The organism is Glycomyces arizonensis DSM 44726 (assembly GCF_000482705.1).
In the GTDB taxonomy this organism is placed as follows: domain Bacteria; phylum Actinomycetota; class Actinomycetes; order Mycobacteriales; family Micromonosporaceae; genus Glycomyces; species Glycomyces arizonensis.
Window position 1 is genome coordinate 1 of record NZ_AXWO01000041.1, and the last position, 18,065, is coordinate 18,065.

Here is an 18,065-nt window from a genome sequence, read left to right on the forward strand (position 1 = left end):
CCGCCGCCCCGCGTGGGGTGGAGCCGAAGGCGCCTGCCGAGGCCGCCGAGGCCGCCGACGCCCCGCGCGTCGAGCACGCGGAACCCGAGCGGCCGGGTGTCGCCGAACAAGCGCCCGAACCGCCGGCCGCCGCATCGCCGCGTGCTGAGCCGGCGGCCGCCGAGGCGACGCCCAGCGAAGCCGCACCTGTTGAAGCGGCATCTCCCGAACCGGTAGCCGCCGAGCCCGAGCGGTCTCGGACGCAGGCCAGGCCCGCTGATTCGGGCAGCCAGCCGCACAACTACTTCCCGCCGGTCGCGCCGCCGCCGTCGGCCGATCCGGATCCGGAGCGCCGCGGGGGCGTGTCCAAGACGGTGAAGACCGCCGCGGCACCGGCGGCCGCCGACGGGGTCGGGCGCCTCAACCCGCGCTACAACTTCGACACCTTCGTCATCGGCTCGTCCAACCGCTTCGCCCACGCCGCCGCATTCGCCGTCGCCGAAGCCCCCGCCAAGGCCTACAACCCGCTGTTCATCTACGGCGGATCCGGCCTGGGCAAGACGCACCTGCTGCACGCGGTCGGCCACTACGCCCACGACCTCGGCACCGCCGTCTCGGTCCGCTACGTGACCACCGAGGAGTTCACCAACGACTTCATCAACTCGCTCTCCGACCGCCGCCAGCAGGCCTTCCAGCGCCGCTACCGCGACGTCGACATCCTGTTGATCGACGACATCCAGTTCCTGATGGACCGCGAGCGCACCCAAGAGGAGTTCTTCCACACCTTCAACGCGCTGCACAACGCCAACAAGCAGCTGGTGATCTCCTCCGACCGCTCGCCCAAGCAGCTCCAGACCCTCGAAGACCGGCTGCGGACCCGCTTCGAGTGGGGCCTGCTCGCCGACATCCAGCCGCCGGACCTGGAGACGCGGATCGCGATCCTGCGCAAGAAGGCCGTCCAAGACGACCTCAACGTGCCGACCGACGCCGTGGAGTTCATCGCCTCGCAGATACACCACTCCATCCGCGAACTGGAGGGCGCGCTCATCCGCGTCACCGCCTACGCGAGCCTGAACCGCAAACCGGTCGACCTCGGCCTGGCCGAAGAGGTGCTGCACGACTTCATCCCCGAGGGCGGGCAGACCCCCGAGGTCACCGTCGAGCAGATCATGCAGGCCACCGCCGAGTACTTCGGCGTCCAGGCCGCCGACCTCAAGGGCAACTCGCGCTCGCGCGTGCTGGTCAACGCCCGCCAGGTCGCCATGTACCTGTGCCGCGAACTCACCGACATGTCGCTGCCGCGCATCGGCCAGGCCTTCGGCGGCAGGGACCACACGACGGTGATGCACGCGAACAAGAAGATCCGCAAGCAGATGGCCGAGCGGCGGGCACTATACAACCAGATCGCCGAATTGACCAACCGTCTGAAACACACCGACGAATGACGCCCTGTGGACAACCTTGTGGAAAAGCTGTGGATAAACCCGAATTTCTGTGGAAAAGCTGTGGACGACGTGTGGATAACGGCCGGTGATGCGAATGCTTTTCGCGTAATCCCTGTGGACAAACCTGTGGAGAACTTGTGGAAAACCTGTGGACAAGCCTGTGGACGAGATGTGGAAAACCTCGGAACTGTCGCAACCTGTGGATAAACTGCCGATTCATCCACAGGTTGTCCACAGTTCGTCCACAACCCCATACGGGCGCCTAGCAGCCAAAAGACGGGTTATCCACAGTTTCCACAGCACCGACGACTACGACGACAGTTATATCTATAGAGAGTTCATTAGTAATAGCGCTGTGAACAACCAGGCATCAGCAAGATGAGGAGCGAGCTCGCCATGAAATTCCAAGTTGACCGTGACACCTTCGCCGATGCGGTCTCATGGACCGCCAAGAGCCTTCCGGCCCGGCCGTCGGTTCCCGTGCTGGCCGGCGCCCGCCTGTCGGTCGACGAAGGCACCTTGACCATCTCCGGTTTCGACTACGAGATCTCCACCCGCGTCACCGTCGACGTCACCGGCGAGTCCGCCGGGACGACGCTGGTGTCGGGGAAGCTGCTCGCCGAGATCGTCAAGGCCCTCCCCAACAAGCCCGTCGACTTCACCGTCGACGGCCCGCACGCCGAACTCACCTGCGGGTCGGCGCGCTTCACGCTGCCGACCATGCCGCTTGAGGACTACCCGAGCCTGCCGCAGATGCCCGAGGCGATCGGCACCATCGACGCCGACGAGTTCGCCAAGGCCGTCTCGCAGACCGCCATCGCCGCGGGCAAGGACGAGACCCTCCCGACGATGACCGGCGTCCAGATCGAGTTGACCGGCGGCGGCATCGGCATGCTCGCCACCGACCGCTACCGCATGGCCATCCGCGACTCCTCGTGGGAGCCGAACGAGTCCGACGTCGACGTCACCGTCCTGGTCCCGGCCAAGGCCCTCGCCGACACCGCCCGCACCTTCGGCAGCTTCTCCGGACCGGTCACCATCGCCGTGCCCTCGGGCGCCGACGGCGCCCCCGGCATGGTGGGTTTCATGGCGGGCGGCCGCCAGACCACCTCGCGCGTCCTCGACGGCCAGCTGCCGCCGCTGCGCAGCCTCCTGGCCACCGCGTACGCCACGATCCTGCGCGTCAAGACCTCGGACCTGATCGAGGTCGCGCGACGCGTCGCGCTCGTCGGCGACCGCAACTCGCCGATCCGCCTGTCCTTCGACGACGACGGCCTTGTGGTCGAGGCCGGCGGCGCCGAGGACGCCAAGGCCTCCGAGGCGATGGACTGCACCTTCGAGGGCGAGGCCGGCAAGATCGCGTTCAACCCGACCTATCTGCTCGACGGGCTCGCCGTGGTTGATGCGCCCGTCACAGCGTTCAAGATGAACGAGCTGGGCAAGCCGGTCGTGATGACCGGGGAGGCCGCGCCCGAAGATGAGGAATCTGACACAAACCACGACGGGTACCTCTACATGCTGCAACCATTGCGTTGGGACGCCTAAGCGGCGCTCTCGGCCGATTCACGGCTCGCAAGCGCCGCCGAGATAGTTTTCGACTCGCAGGCGCCTTCGGCGGCGAAGTGCGAAGCCGGGGCGCATACATCGCTTCAGCACGTGGAAGGGGGCGCGGCATGCAACTGGGCATGATCGGGCTCGGCAGGATGGGCGGCAACATGAAGTCGCGGCTCGAGGAGACCGGACACGACGTCGTCGGATACGACCGCGATCCGGACAAGTCCGACGTCGGCTCGCTCGCCGAGCTCGTCCAGGCGCTCGACGCCCCCCGGGCGGTCTGGGTCATGGTCCCCGCCGGCGAGCCCACCCGCTCCACCGTCGACGAGCTCGCCGGGCTGCTCGCCGAGGGCGACCTCGTCGTCGACGGCGGCAACTCCCGGTTCTCCGACGACGCCGAGCACGCCAAGATGCTCGGCGAGCACGGCATCGGGTACGTCGACGTCGGCGTCTCCGGCGGCGTGTGGGGCTTCGACGAGGGCTACGCGCTCATGGTCGGCGGCGCGAAGGCCGACGTCGAGCGGCTGATGCCGATCTTCAACGAGCTCAAGCCCGAGGGCGAGTACGGCTTCGTCCACGCGGGCGGGGCGGGCGCCGGGCACTACGCCAAGATGGTGCACAACGGCATCGAGTACGCGATGATGGAGGCCTACGCCGAGGGCTACGAGCTCATGGAGGCCTCCGACCAGGTCGAGGACGTCGCCGCGGTCTTCAAATCGTGGCGTTCGGGCACCGTCATCCGCTCCTGGCTGCTGGAGCTGCTCGACCGCGCGCTCGACGACGACCCGGAGCTGGCGAAGATCCGCGGCTGGGTCGCGGACTCCGGGGAGGGCCGCTGGACGGTCGAGGAGGCCATCCGGCTGCGGGTGCCGATGCCGGCCATCGCCGACTCCCTGTTCGCCCGCTACGTCTCCCGGCAGGACGACTCCCCGGCCATGAAGGCCGTCGCCGCGCTGCGAAACCAGTTCGGCGGCCACGCCGTGAAACCGGAAGAGGGCGAGTGACGCGACGCGGTGGCGGCATCCGGTCGAGCCGGTGTCGGCCGAAGGCGGCACAATAGGGGTGTGCGTGTACGGCAGCTGCAACTGAGCGACTTCAGGTCCTACCCGCACGCCCAGATCGCGCTCGACGAGGGCCCCTCGATTCTGGTGGGCCCCAACGGGCACGGCAAGACGAACCTCATCGAGTCGCTGATCTACCTCTCCACGCTCCGCTCCCACCGGGTGGCGAACGACGCCCCCCTGGTCCGCAGCGGCGCCGACCAGGCCGTCATCCGCGCCGAGATCGTCCATGACTCGCGCCGCCTGCTCGCCGAGCTGGCGATCGTCCCCGGCAGGTCCAACCGCGCCCGCCTCAACAAGACCCCGCTGCCCCGTCCCAGGGACCTCATCGGCGCGCTCAAGGCCGTCGCGTTCGCCCCCGAGGACCTCGCGCTGGTGCGCGGCGAGCCGTCGGTGCGGCGCCGCTACGTCGACGAGCTGCTGTGCTCGCGCTACCCGCGCTTCGCGGGCGTCAAGGCCGACTACGAGCGGGTCCTCAAGCAGCGCAACACGCTCCTGCGCACCGCCTACCTCGCGAAGAAGACCGGCGGCCGCGGCCCCGGCGGCGCCGAGATGGCCACCCTCGACGCGTGGGACGCCCACCTCGCCGAGCACGGCGCCGAGCTCCTCGCCGGGCGCTTGGCGCTCGTCGCCGACCTGGTCGAGCCCGTCGCCAAGGCCCACGCGCGCATCGCCGACGGCCGCTCCGAGGTGAGCCTGGCGTACACCTCCGAGCTCGGCGACGACCTCGCCGCCGACCGGGACGTCCTCACCGCGCGCCTCGCCGCCGCGCTGGCCGCCGCGCGCGCCAAGGAGGTCGAGCGCGGATCCACGCTCGTCGGCCCGCACCGCGACGACGTCGAGCTCGCCCTCGGCGACCTCCCGGTCAAGGGCTACGCCTCCCACGGCGAGACCTGGTCGGTGGCGCTCGCGTTGCGTCTGGGCGCCTTCGAGCTGCTGCGGTCCGACGGCACCGCGCCCATCCTGATCCTCGACGACGTGTTCGCCGAGCTCGACACCACCCGCCGCGAGCGCCTCGCCGAGTACGCCGAGGCCGCGCCGCAGACGCTCATCACCTGCGCCGTGGCCGACGACGTCCCCGGCCGCCTCACCGGCGCCCGCTTCGACGTGTGGGAGGGGGAGATCCGACGTGTCCTCTAACGGCTACAACTACCGGCCCCGTCCCAAGAGGGGCCGCAGTGACGACCCGCGCTTCCGCCGGGAGTGGTCGGGGCCGGGCCCGGACAAGCGCGACCCCGAACCGCTCGGCGCCCTCCTCGGGCAGGTCGTCCGCAAGAAGGGCTGGACGGGGAAGGTCTCGAACGCCTCGGTGTTCGGCCGCTGGACCGAGATCGTCGGCCCCGAGATCGCCGGGCACTGCCGCCCCGAGCAGCTCGTCGACGGCGAGCTGCTGGTCGTCGCCGAGTCCACCGCCTGGGCCACGCAGCTGCGGCTGTTCTCGAAGCAGATCTACGCGAAGATCGCCGCCGCGCTCGGGCCCGGCGTCGTCAAGCGCCTGAAGATCGTGGGTCCCAAACAGCCGACACGTTCCTACGGCCCGCGGCGAGTACGGTTTAATGGCTCCCGTGACACATTCTGAAGCGGTCCGCCCCTAGGTCCGTAGGGGGGTTCATGTCCACGCCTCCCGGTGCGACTGTGACGACATCACGCCGCTGAGAGACGGTATTCAGGGCACGGTCGCAGTAGACTTGAGGGGTGACATGAGCTCATTGACGGCTCGCGAGCTTCGCCCCGACGGTCGGGCGCCCCATGCTCCGGCCGTCTTGCCATGGCAAGGCTCACAGGCGGCGCGCCATCGCCGCGGCGAGCGCGGCCGATCGGCGGCCGCGCGGCCCCCGAGCCGAGGTCGGGGCGCTGGAAGTGTCACACCCACGAACTAGCTTTCTCACTGACCGTGAACGACGACAGAAGGAGTTGCCGGTGGCGGCGAAGAAGCAGGATGAGTACAGCGCCAGTTCGCTGACGGTCCTCGAAGGCCTCGAGGCGGTCAGGAAGCGCCCGGGCATGTACATCGGCTCGACCGGCGAGCGGGGTCTGCACCACCTCCTCCAGGAAGTGGTCGACAACTCCGTCGACGAGGCGCTCGCGGGCTTCTGCACCGACATCGACGTGGCCCTCCTCGCCGACGGCGGCATCCGCGTCACCGACAACGGCCGCGGTTTCCCCGTCGACCTCCACCCGAAGCTGAAGAAGCCGGGCGTCGAGGTCGCGCTCACCGTGCTCCACGCCGGCGGCAAGTTCGACTCGCAGACGTACGCGGTCTCCGGCGGCCTCCACGGCGTCGGCGTCTCCGTCGTCAACGCCCTGTCGACCCAGCTGTCGGTCGAGATCCGCCGCGACGGCCACGTGTGGCGCCAGCACTACAAGAACGCCCAGCCGGGCCCGCTGGAGAAGGGCGAGCGCTCGGACGAGACGGGCACCATCGTCACCTTCTGGCCCGACGGCGACATCTTCGAGACCCTCGAGTTCGACTACAAGACGGTCTACCGGCGCCTCCAGGAGATGGCCTTCCTCAACAAGGGCCTGTCCATCACCCTGCGCGACGAGCGGCCCGAGCACGTCGAGGACGAGAGCGGGACCAAGGAGGTCACGTTCAAGTACGACGAGGGCATCGCCGACTTCGTGCGCCACCTCAACACCTCCAAGAACCCGATCCACCCGACCGTGGTCGCCTTCTCCGCCGACGAGGACGGCCAGGCGGTCGAGATCGCGATGCAGTGGAACGAGTCCTACGGCGAGTCGGTCTACACCTTCGCCAACGCCATCAACACGCACGAGGGCGGCACCCACGAGGAGGGCTTCCGCTCGGCGCTGACGAACGCGGTCAACAGATACGGGCTCGAGAAGAAGATCCTCAAGAGCGAGAAGGACCGCCTCTCGGGCGACGACATCCGCGAGGGCCTGGCCGCGATCATCTCCGTGAAGCTGCGCGAGCCGCAGTTCGAGGGCCAGACCAAGACCAAGCTCGGCAACACCGAGATCCGCAGCTTCGTCCAGCGCATCTGCAACGAGTGGCTGCCCGACTGGCTCGACCGCCACCCCAAGGAAGCGCGCACCATCGTCCAGAAGTCGGCCTCGGCCGCGCAGGCCCGCAAGGCCGCGCAGCAGGCCCGCAAGCTGGCCCGGCGCAAGAGCCTCCTGGAGACCTCCTCGATGCCCGGCAAGCTGGCCGACTGCCAGTCGACCAGCCCCGAGGAATGCGAGATGTTCGTCGTCGAGGGCGACTCGGCCGGCGGCTCGGCCAAGCAGGGCCGCAACCCGCGCACGCAGGCGATCATGCCCATCCGCGGCAAGATCCTCAACGTGGAGAAGGCCCGCCTCGACAAGATCCTCAAGAACAACGAGGTCCAGGGCATGATCACCGCCCTGGGCACCGGCATCCACGAGGAATTCGACATCGAGAAGCTCAGGTACCACAAGGTCATCCTGATGTCCGACGCCGACGTCGACGGCCACCACATCAACACGCTGCTGCTGACCCTCCTGTTCCGGTTCATGCGCCCGCTCGTCGAGCTCGGCCACGTGTACATGAGCCAGCCGCCGCTGTACAAGATCAAGTGGAACAAGAAGGGCGACCTGGTCTCCTACGCCTACTCCGACGCCGAGCGGAACCGGCTCATCGAGGAGGGCGTCGCCCAGGGCAAGTCCGACCCGCGCCGGTCCGACGGCGTCCAGCGCTACAAGGGCCTCGGTGAGATGAACTACACCGAGCTGTGGGAGACGACCATGGACCCGGCGCGGCGCAATCTCCTCCAAGTCCAGCTCGACGACGCGGCAACCGCGGACGAGCTGTTCAGCGTCCTCATGGGTGAGGACGTGGAGAGCCGCCGCCGCTTCATCCAGGAGAACGCCAAAGACGTCCGCTTCTTGGACATCTAGTGGCCGGCCCGTTCACGATCCGCTTTACAGAGCAAGGAAGCACTGGTGCCTGAGAACAACCAAGACCAGCTGGACGCGCTGGAGACCCACGGCCGCATCGACCCGGTCGGCATCGAGGTCGAGATGCAGCGCTCCTACCTCGACTACGCGATGAGCGTCATCGTCGGGCGCGCGCTGCCCGACGTCCGCGACGGCCTCAAGCCGGTCCACCGCAAGATCCTCTACGGGATGTACGACGGCGGGTACCGCTCCGACCGCGGCTACGTCAAGTGCTCGCGCGTCATCGGCGACGTCATGGGCCAGTACCACCCGCACGGCGACGGCGCCATCTACGACTCGCTCGTGCGCATGGCCCAGCCGTGGAGCCTGCGGTACCCGCTCATCGACGGCCAGGGCAACTTCGGCTCGCCGGGCAACGACCCGGCCGCCGCGATGCGGTACACCGAGTGCCGCCTCGACCCGCTCGCGATGGAGATGCTGCGGGACATCGACGAGGACTCGGTCGAGTTCGAGCCGAACTACGACGGCAAGACCACCGAGCCGATGATCCTGCCCTCCAGGATCCCGAACCTGCTCGTCAACGGCTCCGAGGGCATCGCGGTCGGCATGGCCACCAAGATCCCGCCGCACAACCTGCGCGAGGTCGCCGCCGCGGTCAACTGGTGCCTGGACCACCCCGAGGCGAGCGAGGAGGAGGCCCTGGAGGCGCTGCTCGGCATCGTCACCGGCCCCGACTTCCCGACCGGCGCCACGATCCTCGGGCGCGCCGCCATCGAGGACGCCTACCGCACCGGCCGCGGCTCGATCAAGATGCGCGCCGTCGTCGAGGTCGAGGAGGACGCCAAGGGCCGCGCGTGCCTGGTCGTCACCGAGCTGCCCTACCAGGTCAACCCGGACAACCTCGCCGAGCGCGTCGCCGACCTGGTCAAGGACGGCAAGCTCAGCGGCATCGCCGACATCCGCGACGAGTCCTCGGGGCGCACCGGCATGCGCATCGTCGTCGTGCTCAAGCGCGACGCCGTCCCGAAGGTCGTGCTCAACAACCTGTACAAGCACACGCAGCTGCAGGAGACGTTCGGCGCGAACATGCTGGCCCTGGTCGACGGGGTGCCGCGCACGCTGAACATCGCCCAGATGGTGCGCTACTACGTCGCCCACCAGATCGACGTCATCGTCCGGCGCACTCGCTACCGGCTGCGCAAGGCCGAGGAGCGGGCCCACATCCTGCGCGGTCTGGCCAAGGCGCTCGACCTGCTCGACGAGACCATCGCGCTCATCCGCCGCTCGCCTTCGGCCGAGGAGTCGAAGGCCGGGCTGATGGAGCTGCTGGAGGTCGACGAGATCCAGGCGACGGCCATCCTCGACATGCAGCTGCGCCGCCTCGCGGCCCTGGAGCGCCAGCGCATCGTCGACGAGCTGACCGAGATCGAGGCCAAGATCGCCGATCTGAACGACATCCTGGCCAAGCCCGAGCGGCAGCGCTCGATCGTCCGCGACGAGCTGGCCGCGGTCGTGCAGCGCTGGGGCGACGAGCGGCGCACGCAGATCCTGCCCGACGCCGGCGAGGTGTCCATGGAGGACCTCATCGCCCGCGAAGACATTGTGGTGACCATCACACATGGTGGCTACGTCAAGCGCACCAAGACCGACTCCTTCCGCTCGCAGAAGCGCGGCGGCAAGGGCGTCCTGGGCGCGCAGCTCAAGCAGGACGACATCGTCAGCCACTTCTTCGTGTGCACCACGCACGACTGGATCCTGTTCTTCACGAACAAGGGCCGCGTCTACCGGGCCAAGGCCTACGAGCTGCCCGAGGCGAGCCGCACCGCCCGCGGCCAGCACGTGGCCAACGTCCTGGCGTTCCAGCCCGACGAGACGATCGCCCAGGTCATCCAGCTCCAGTCCTATGAGGCCGCCCCGCACTTGGTGCTGGCAACCCGCAACGGCCTGGTCAAAAAGAGCAAGCTGTCCGACTTCGACTCCCCGCGCACCGGCGGCATCGTCGGCATCAACCTGCGCGACGGCGACGAACTGGTCGGCGCGGCGCTCATCGAGCCCGCCGACGACCTGCTGCTCGTCTCCCGCAAGGCCCAGGCGATCCGCTTCCAGGCCTCGGACGAGTCCCTGCGGCCCATGGGCCGCGCCACCAGCGGCGTGATCGGAATGCGTTTCGTCGGGGATGACGAACTGCTGACCATGATCGTCCTACGCGATAATATGGACATCCTTGTGGCGACCAGCCGCGGATATGCGAAACGGACTCCCGTCGAGGCGTATCCTCAGCAGGGTCGAGGCGGCAAGGGCGTCCTGACGGCGAAGATCACCGAACGACGAGGCGATCTGGTGGGGGCGCTTTCCGTGACGCCGGAAGACGAGCTGTTCGCGATCACTTCGGAAGGGGGCGTCATCAGAACTCCGGTCAAGCCGGTCCGCAGGACTACGGACCGCAACACGATGGGTGTGAAACTGATCGACCTGCCCGACGAGGTCTCGCTGCTCGCGATCACCAGGAGCGCCGAAGAACCCGATGATGGGCAGGACGAGTAGATGACGGAAGCGAAGGCCACCGCTGCGGAGACCGAGCTTGAGGATGTCGAAGCGGCGTCCGATTCGGCCGAGCAGGCGACGGACGGCGACCAGTCGCCGTCTTCGGACTCATCGACCGCCGATGAGGACAAGACGCTGACCATCCGCCGCCCGCCGGGGATGACGCCGCCGCCGGTCACGCCGGAGGCGATCCCGCAGGTGCAGACGCCGCCGCCCCCCGCCGGGGGCGTGGCGAGTTCCGCGCGGGTCGCCGACGCGGTGCGCGCCGCCAGGGCCGCCGTGTCGCAGGCCGCCGCGCGCGGGCCTCGCCGGGCGAGGCTCCGCCTCAAGCGGATCGACCCGTGGTCGGTCATGAAGTTCTCCTTCGCCGTGTCGATCGTGCTGTTCATCGTGATGGTCGTGGCCACCACGGTGCTGTACATCGCGCTCGACGCGATGGGCGTGTTCGACACCGTCAACGACATGCTGACGATGCTCATGGGCACCTCGAGCGAGACCGGCATCGAGTCGGAGAACCTCCGGATCACCGCGAAGGGCGTCATCGGGGCGGCCGCGCTGCTCGGCGTGGTGAACATGGTGCTGTTCACGGCGCTGGCGACCTTGGGGTCCTTCATCTACAACGTGTGCGCCGACCTGGTCGGCGGCATCGAGGTCACCCTCGCCGAACGCGACTAGACATGAACGGCGGCCCGCGGCCTTCTGAGGAGACCGCGGGCCGCCGCCGTGTTCAGGGGCGATATCCCGCTCGCCCTCGGGCCAGGCGGGCCGTACACTCGACGGTCAGAGGACGCGCCGCCGGACCAGTGACGGCCGTCCCTTCCCTCCGGGGGGCGGGTTCGCATGACTTCCCCTGGTGGGGTAACCTTTCTCAGCGTTGCCGGGTAGGCGACGAACACCTGATGAGGGCGTATAGCTCAGGTGGTTAGAGCGCGGAGCTGATAACTCCGAGGTCCCAAGTTCGAGTCTTGGTACGCCCACCGACAAGAATCCCAGTTCGGCACGAGTGCCGAACTGGGATTTTCGTCTATCTCGGACCCGCACGGCTGCATCGGGGCCGGATTTGAGTCGGTTCCGAACCGTCTCCCGAAGGAGAATCGCAGGCCACGAATGATGCGGCCTGTGGGTTTGCAACTCGGACTACTCCTGGGCGGCGTCCGCCCGGTCGTAGGCACTGCGGGCCGCCTCCACCTGCTCGATGTTGGCCTCGGCCCAGTGCTTGATCGCCTGCATGACCGGCCGCAGGCTCTCGCCCATCGGAGTGAGGGCGTAGTCGACCCGGACCGGGACCGACGGCGTCACCGTCCTGGTGACCAGCCCGTCGCGCTCGAGCGAGCGCAGCGTCTGGGTGAGCATCTTCTGGCTCACCCCGGCGATGATCCGGGCGAGCTCGTTGTAGCGGCGCGGCCCGTCGGCGAGCGCGCTGAGCACCAGGCCGACCCATTTGTCGCTGATCCTGCTGAGCAGGTCCCGCGTGGGGCAGTCGGCGAGGTAGGCGTCGTACGCCTCCTTCGCCTGCGCCCGCCGCTCCGCCGCCGTCCGTGTCGCCATGTCTCCTCCAGAATGCAACGCACTTTCAGGTGCCTACTTACCGATAGAGAGTATCGGCCGTACCTTCGTATCCGAAATCGAGATCGAAGGAGTTCACACATGCGTGCAGTGGTAGTCCGGTCGTTCGGAGGACCGGAGGCATTGGAGATCGCCGAAGTTCCCGTCCCCGCGCCGGGGCCGGGCCAGGTCCGGATCCGCGTCGAGGCCGCGACCGTCAACCCGGTGGACGTGGCGACCAGGGCGGGCCTGCTGGCCAAGGGCGGCCTCATGGAGGCCGGGCCGATCGGCATCGGATGGGACGCGGCAGGCGTCGTCGATGCGACAGGCGAGGGCGTCGACGCCTTCGGTGAGGGCGACCACGTCATCGGCCTGTCCGACCGGCTCGTCCCGCTCGCCGCCCAGGCGGACTACGTCGTGCTCGACGCCGACGCGGTGGCACGGGTGCCCGAAGGCGTCGACGCGGTCGCCGCGGCGACGATCCCGCTCAACGCGTTGACCGCGTCCCAGGCACTGGATCTGCTGGACCTGAACTCGGGCCAGACCCTGCTGGTCACCGGCGCCGCGGGCGGCGTCGGCGGCTTCGCGGTGGAGCTCGCCGCTGCCCGCGGCCTGCGGGTGGTCGCCGCCGCCGGTGACGCCGACGAGGCGCTGGTCCGGGAACTGGGCGCGGCCGAGTTCGTGCCGCGGTCGGCGAACCTGACCGAGGCGGTCCGCCGCGCCGTCCCCGGCGGCGTCGACGGGGTGCTGGACGCGGCCAGCCTCGGCATCCCCGCCCGGGAGGCCGTGCGCGGCGGCGGCGCCTTCGCGGCCGTCATCTTCGGGGCCGATCCGCTGCCGTTGCGCGGCATCCGGGTCGCCACCGTCGGCGTCCGGGCGGACGGCGCGGCACTGGCCGAGATCGTCGCCCTCGTGGAACGGGGCGCGCTCACGCTCCGGGTCGCCGACACGTACCCGCTCGCCGAAGTCGCGAAGGCGCACGAGCGCCTCGCCGAGGGCGGCCTGCGCGGCCGGCTCGTGCTGACCCTCTGAACCCCGGGCGCGGACCAGGTGGCACGCCCGCGGTGATACCGCGGGCGTGCCGCGCTCCGGCCCGGGGACCGAGCGCGTCCGTGTTCGCTATGCTGAGTCACATCGTGCAATGTCGAACGGGGCATTGCTATACGCGGCAAGCTCTGGTAATAGGGGGCCTAGGTCCATGTGGAAGAAACTGTTGATCGTCGCGGGTGTCGCGACCGTCGCCGTGGTGGTGGCCAGGAAGGTCAAGTCCATCAACGACGAGCGCACCTTGTGGCACGAGGCCACGACCTCCGCGGAAGACGTGCGCTAGAGAAAGGCGTTAGCCAACTCACTGCGCTCCGGGTATCCTCGCTGGTGCGACAAGCCCGGCGGGGATACTCGTACGGATCGCCACCCCTCTCGGGGTAGCGGGGCTATAGCTCAATTGGCAGAGCACCTGCTTTGCAAGCAGGAGGTTAGGGGTTCGATTCCCCTTGGCTCCACGGAATAAGACATAGAGGGTTAGAGCGGTCATCGATACGATGACCGCTCTTTCCATGCTTGGGTGCCTCTTCTGTCGTCTGCATGGCTCTGTGGGCTGCTGTGGAACGCTTCAGCTGGTCGGTACCTATCGGCCGAGGTCGAGGCAACGGCGGACTTCGGTCATGCGGTAGGTGATGTGGTCGGTGGTGTCGAGTTCCTGGGTTCCGGGGCGTCGGGCGAGGCCGGCGGCCCACAGGCATTGGCTCGCGTGGCGGGCGGCCATGAGGACCGGCAGATGGGTCTCGAGCTCTTCTGGCAGGGAGCGGACGATGCGGTATCCGGTGAGGAACGCTTGTCTGAGTTCCTCGAAGTGGGGGTAGTCGCTGAGGTTTCCCATGACGGGTGCGAGGTCGTAGAGGTAGTGTCCCCAGCCGCAGTCGTCGAAGTCCAGGATCCCTACATTCCAGCTGTGGGGGCGGCGGCGAACGGTATGACAGTTGCCGAGGATGAAGTCGTTGTGGATCAGGCCGAAGGACTTGCTGTCGTTGCCGAGTTCCATGAATATGGCGGCGGTCTGTTCGGCGACCGTTTCGAACAGAGCCAGGTCCTCGCCGCTCAGGAATTCGCCGATCGGTCCGGAGTTGTAGGGCGAGTGCTCGGCGGTGAACATTGCTGCGGCGTCCCAGGTCGGCAGGGTGAACCCCGCTGGGGGCATGTAGTTCTCGGCGGCGCGGTGGAGGTGGGCGAGGGCCCGGCCGAGCTGATAGACACCGTGGGCGCCGAGTCCGCCGCCGGGGCGGTGTACTTTGCCGTCGACCCAGGTGAGCAGATCGCAGTGCGCCTCCACTGATGCGCCGCCGCTCTCTTTCTGCGGCAGGGTGAGGGAGACGAGGAGTCGGCCGTCGGCGGTGGGCACTGGTGTGGGGACCGTGATGCACTCGGCTGCCAAGCGTGCGTGGACGTCGGCTAGGAAGGTCAGTTCGGCGAGTGTGTGGTCGCTGTGCCGGGCTCCGGGCCGGTGGAGGCGCAGGGCGTATCGACTGCCCTCGCCTGCGGTCACCTCGTGGACGCTGTTGTTCAGGACCCCGATCGGCGTCACGTGCAGCGGTTCGGGCAGATCGTACGAGGCCAGCGCCGTCATCGCGACGGACTCGAGCCCTGTGGGGGCGAGGTGATTCTGCGGCACGGCGGCTCCGTTCAGGGCTTGCACCGGTGGCGGCGCGGTGCGTGCCATCCCATCAGAGCCCCGCGAGCGCGGCAAGGGGATTTGTGGACGCGATTGGCTCAGCGTGCTTCCCGGACGAGGCGTTTATCGAAATCGAGCCAGTAGCCACATGAGTCAGATCCCACCAGGACTTCCAGCTCCTGCCGGAACCGGCATCTCCGCCCCTGACAGTTGCCGCAGAGGGTGATGGAGGACTGCTCGCAACTGACTGCACTGGTCTGGTAGCACGATTGCGGTAGGGTGTTGCCTGGTGTGCCGGGAAGTCTGGTCGGCGGGAATTTGACCCGCCTCCTGAATGGAGCCCCGTACATGCAGTTCGCGAAAGAGCACCGCACCTCGCCCCCTCGGCCTGGTCGCCTCACCCCCGAACGCCGACGCGCATGAGGAAGAACCCCAACCTGTCCACCCGTGAGCGCACCGTCCACCCCTGGACCGGCGAAATGAGCAGCGGCCACGGACCGATCCCATAGCAATGACGAAGTGCCGTGAGGCACCCCCGAGCGAAAAGAGTTCGTCAGTGCCGTCAGTATTCGAAGACCCCGAGGGCTACATGCGGGATTTCCAGTCCCGGATGGAATCCATGGCCGCCAGGGCCTCCACGTTGAACGAAGCACTGGAGGCGGCCGCGGCGACCGCGACTTCTCCGGATGGGGAGGTCTCCGTCACCGTCGGCGTCGGCGGTGTCCTCCAAGGCCTCGAACTCAGTCCCGAGACCCGCAAGATGTCCGCTCAGTCGCTCGCAGCGCTCATCAAGGAAACCTACGCCGAAGCGGCCGTTGCCGCGGGCCAGGCATCGACCGGCGCGCTGGCATCGGTGTTCGGCGAGGACAGCGAGATCGTGCACCAGGCCAGGTCCGCCGGGCCGGAGAGGGAGTGAACCGTGAGCGACCGCATCAACGTCCCAGGCCCGGAGGATTTCGAAGCCCATGTGGACGGCATCGACTCGAAGGTGATCGGACCTGTCGTGCAGGCGCACCAGGCAGCCGAGGCGAAGGGCATCGGCAGCGCCATGGACTTCGGCATCGTGAACATGCCGTTCGCCCTGATCGCCTTCGGCCTCGCCGAACTCGCCACCCACGTGATCGGCGACGCCAGGGACGCGGCGAAGGAGGCCTCCGTCCAGGTGAAAGCCACCTGCGACTCCTACCAGGAATGCGACTCCTCCGTGGCCGAGACCTTCAACGTCTACATCAGTGAAATGGGCGGCTCATGAACGACCTCATCGTCGACCCCGACGAATCGGCTCCCTCGTTCGGGACGTTCACCGGTGCCCGCGCGCTCGCGAGCGCCCAGGCCCTCTTCCAGTCCGACACCGGCCTCGAGTACGCGCTCAACGGGACCGTGGCCGCGCTCGACATGCTCGCCTTCGTGGCGAACCCCTTCAAGGAGTGCATCATGGCCGGGGTGGGGTTCCTCATCGAGCACTTCGAGTTCCTCAACGAGCCGCTCGAATGGGTCGCCGGAGATCCGACCTCCATCAACGCGACCAAGGACACCTGGGGCAATATCGCGCAGACCCTCGACCAGGCGGGGCAGGACCTGGTGACCGAGCTGGAATCGCTGTCCGAATGGGAGGGCAAGGACGCCGATGCCTACCGGACACTGGTCGCCGACTTCGGCAGCGCCATCTCGGCCTCCGGCTGCGTGTCCAGCATCATGAGCAACTACATGATGGTGATGGGCATCTGGACCGCGGTGACCCGCGGCCTGCTGCTCGAGCTCATCTGCGACTTCGTGTCCCGAGCGATCATGTACGCCCTGGCCGCGCTCGCATCCTCCTGGTTCACCTTCGGTGGCTCGATCGCCGCGTTGATCGGCGGGTTGATGGCCGACGCGATGAGCGTGATGGCGAAGATCGCCAAGCACATCTCCAAACTCGGTCAGGCCATGTCGCAGCTGGCCAAGCGGATGGGAAAGCTCGGCAAGATCATCGACGACATCGGCAAGGCCCTCGACCGGTTCGGCAGCGGGAAGAAGTTCGACCTGAATCTGTCCTCGATGAAGAAGGGCATGGATCTGAAGTTCGACCAGCTCGGCAAGTCGATCGGGGATGACGCGGTGCCGACACCCGGCACCGCCGGCCCGCGCTCGAACTACCAGCTCGACAACACGCACACGATCTACGACACTATGGACGACATGTTCGGCTCAGGGAACCTTCCCACGTCCTTGCTCAACAACGCCCACAGCTGGAACAACCTCGGCAACATCCTCACCGGGTACCCCATGACCGGCCTGAAGAGCCTGCTCGGCGGTGGCCCCGGCGCTATCCAGGACGGCGGCTGACCGATGGGAACGCATTCGTGGAGGCGCTGATCGGCGTCGTGGCCGTGCTGGCGTGGCTCGGCGGGGCGTTCATGGTGATGGCCCGCGGGTACATCCTGCCGGCGATGCGCTCGGAGGAGTGGAGGCTCGAGGTCGCCGAGGAACGCGGGTGGTTCGACGGCATCGATACGCCGTCGCCGCCGCCCGCCTCCGAGGCCGACCCGGCCTCGCTCACCGGCCTGATGGAGACGGCTTCGGAGGTCGGGAAGCGGAAGCGGGTCATCGTCGCCAAGGCGTGGCAGGAGGACCCCGAGTTTAAGGCCGAGGTGCGCCGCCGCTATCGCGAACACTATGTGAAGTACCACGCCGAGTACTCGCTCTTCATCGGCGGTGCTTGGGCGCTCACCTTCGTGCTCGTGGAACCGGTGAACAAGGCTCTGGTACCGGAGGATCTCGAGATTCTCGCCCCGGTGTACGCGCTCGTCGTCCCGTTGTGGATCGCGGCCGCCGTGATCGCCCTGCTCGAAGGCCTGAAGTCGGCGCGTCGCCGATCGTGAATCGACTGCACCCGCAGTGGTGAGCACCCGCGCAAATACGTACTTGCGGGCTCCGGTGCCGCAGTAGATGGTCGTGGCGCTGGAGGCCACGATGGCGGTTCTGGTTTCTTCGGGAAGGCAGCGGTTCAGTTCTCAAGCGGTGCCGCTCCGATATGCGGGCATGGGATCAGCATCCCGGATAGGGCGGCAAAAGAGGGTGGGGAGCTGGTCTGCATGTGCGCTGAGGCAGCGACAAAGACGGGAGTGATCGTTTCGGTCCCTCTTCGGCGGTGGAGTCTCTTTTGGTACGGCTTCAAGCGGGCGGCGACAAAGACGAGGCCTCCTCCCCTGGCCCCTCTCCGGCACCGAGGTTCACCTGTTCACTTGTGGAGTGATTGTGCGTGGCGGCCTGTTGCCTTGGCGGGCTTGTGTTCTGGGACTGAAACATGAAACCTTTCGCATCCTTCGGGTGATGACGAACCGGCCCTGGCCTGGGATCATTGGTGTATAGCACGAAGGAGCCAAACCGGAAGGCCTGAGCGAACCGAGG

General features: G+C 67.8%; 16 protein-coding genes and 2 tRNA genes. 16 read left to right on the forward strand and 2 right to left on the reverse strand.

Annotated elements, in window-relative coordinates; translation table 11 throughout:
- From dnaA to H613_RS0120290, 9 genes are all read left to right on the forward strand, one after another.
- On the forward strand, positions 1-1,424 hold a 1,424-nt coding region (dnaA, locus tag H613_RS27970), incomplete at its 5' end, for a chromosomal replication initiator protein DnaA (RefSeq protein ID WP_281171210.1).
- A gap of 396 nt (positions 1,425-1,820) precedes the next feature.
- Entirely contained in the window at positions 1,821-2,969 is a 1,149-nt protein-coding gene (dnaN, locus tag H613_RS0120255) for a DNA polymerase III subunit beta (RefSeq protein WP_026925220.1), read from the forward strand.
- A 128-nt stretch (positions 2,970-3,097) separates the two neighbouring features.
- Positions 3,098-3,982, forward strand: a complete 885-nt coding sequence (gnd, locus tag H613_RS0120260) for a phosphogluconate dehydrogenase (NAD(+)-dependent, decarboxylating) (RefSeq protein ID WP_026925221.1) — start codon at positions 3,098-3,100, stop codon at positions 3,980-3,982.
- A 60-nt stretch (positions 3,983-4,042) separates the two neighbouring features.
- Positions 4,043-5,179: a DNA replication/repair protein RecF gene (gene recF, locus H613_RS0120265; RefSeq protein WP_026925222.1), complete on the forward strand. Its 1,137-nt coding sequence runs from the start codon at positions 4,043-4,045 to the stop codon at positions 5,177-5,179.
- Positions 5,169-5,618: a DciA family protein gene (locus H613_RS27975; protein ID WP_051393620.1), complete on the forward strand. Its 450-nt coding sequence runs from the start codon at positions 5,169-5,171 to the stop codon at positions 5,616-5,618. The genes recF and H613_RS27975 overlap by 11 nt, the downstream gene beginning before the upstream one ends.
- Positions 5,619-5,959: 341 nt before the next feature.
- Positions 5,960-7,918 (forward strand): DNA topoisomerase (ATP-hydrolyzing) subunit B, encoded by a 1,959-nt coding sequence (gyrB, locus tag H613_RS0120275; RefSeq protein ID WP_026925223.1) that lies wholly within the window; start codon positions 5,960-5,962, stop codon positions 7,916-7,918.
- 45 nt (positions 7,919-7,963) lie between these two features.
- Positions 7,964-10,462, forward strand: coding sequence for a DNA gyrase subunit A (gene gyrA, locus H613_RS0120280; RefSeq protein ID WP_026925224.1), 2,499 nt, complete (start codon positions 7,964-7,966; stop codon positions 10,460-10,462).
- On the forward strand, positions 10,463-11,137 hold the full coding sequence (locus H613_RS0120285; protein WP_026925225.1) for a DUF3566 domain-containing protein: 675 nt from the start codon (positions 10,463-10,465) through the stop codon (positions 11,135-11,137). It abuts the gene before it with no gap.
- A 228-nt stretch (positions 11,138-11,365) separates the two neighbouring features.
- Positions 11,366-11,439: transfer RNA gene (locus H613_RS0120290), tRNA-Ile, on the forward strand.
- A gap of 160 nt (positions 11,440-11,599) precedes the next feature.
- On the opposite strand, the gene H613_RS0120295 is transcribed toward H613_RS0120290, so the two are convergent.
- A complete protein-coding gene (locus tag H613_RS0120295) occupies positions 11,600-12,010 on the reverse strand; it encodes a winged helix-turn-helix transcriptional regulator (RefSeq protein WP_026925226.1) in 411 nt (136 codons plus the stop codon).
- A gap of 99 nt (positions 12,011-12,109) precedes the next feature.
- Between H613_RS0120295 and H613_RS0120300 the strand changes: the two genes are divergently transcribed.
- From H613_RS0120300 to H613_RS0120310, 3 genes are all read left to right on the forward strand, one after another.
- On the forward strand, positions 12,110-13,039 hold the full coding sequence (locus tag H613_RS0120300; RefSeq protein WP_026925227.1) for an NADP-dependent oxidoreductase: 930 nt from the start codon (positions 12,110-12,112) through the stop codon (positions 13,037-13,039).
- Between the two features lie 166 nt (positions 13,040-13,205).
- Positions 13,206-13,337, forward strand: a complete 132-nt coding sequence (locus H613_RS31825; protein ID WP_211234906.1) for a DLW-39 family protein — start codon at positions 13,206-13,208, stop codon at positions 13,335-13,337.
- Between the two features lie 99 nt (positions 13,338-13,436).
- A tRNA-Ala gene (locus tag H613_RS0120310) sits at positions 13,437-13,509 on the forward strand.
- A gap of 125 nt (positions 13,510-13,634) precedes the next feature.
- Here the strand turns inward: H613_RS0120310 and H613_RS0120315 are convergent.
- On the reverse strand, positions 13,635-14,675 hold the full coding sequence (locus H613_RS0120315; RefSeq protein WP_026925228.1) for a phosphotransferase enzyme family protein: 1,041 nt from the start codon (positions 14,673-14,675) through the stop codon (positions 13,635-13,637).
- Between the two features lie 556 nt (positions 14,676-15,231).
- Here H613_RS0120315 and H613_RS27980 point away from each other — a divergent pair.
- From H613_RS27980 to H613_RS0120335, 4 genes are read left to right on the forward strand one after another with little or no spacing between them, the layout of a single operon-like run.
- Positions 15,232-15,591 carry a YbaB/EbfC family nucleoid-associated protein gene (locus H613_RS27980; protein WP_211234907.1) on the forward strand — a complete coding sequence of 120 codons (360 nt, stop codon included), beginning with the start codon at positions 15,232-15,234 and terminating at the stop codon, positions 15,589-15,591.
- Positions 15,592-15,594: 3 nt separating this feature from the next.
- On the forward strand, positions 15,595-15,927 hold the full coding sequence (locus H613_RS0120325; RefSeq protein WP_156926159.1) for a hypothetical protein: 333 nt from the start codon (positions 15,595-15,597) through the stop codon (positions 15,925-15,927).
- Positions 15,924-17,000 (forward strand): hypothetical protein, encoded by a 1,077-nt coding sequence (locus tag H613_RS0120330; protein WP_026925230.1) that lies wholly within the window; start codon positions 15,924-15,926, stop codon positions 16,998-17,000. Before H613_RS0120325 ends, H613_RS0120330 begins: the two co-directional genes overlap by 4 nt.
- A gap of 17 nt (positions 17,001-17,017) precedes the next feature.
- Positions 17,018-17,536: a hypothetical protein gene (locus H613_RS0120335; RefSeq protein WP_026925231.1), complete on the forward strand. Its 519-nt coding sequence runs from the start codon at positions 17,018-17,020 to the stop codon at positions 17,534-17,536.
- The last annotated feature ends 529 nt before the right edge of the window (positions 17,537-18,065 follow it).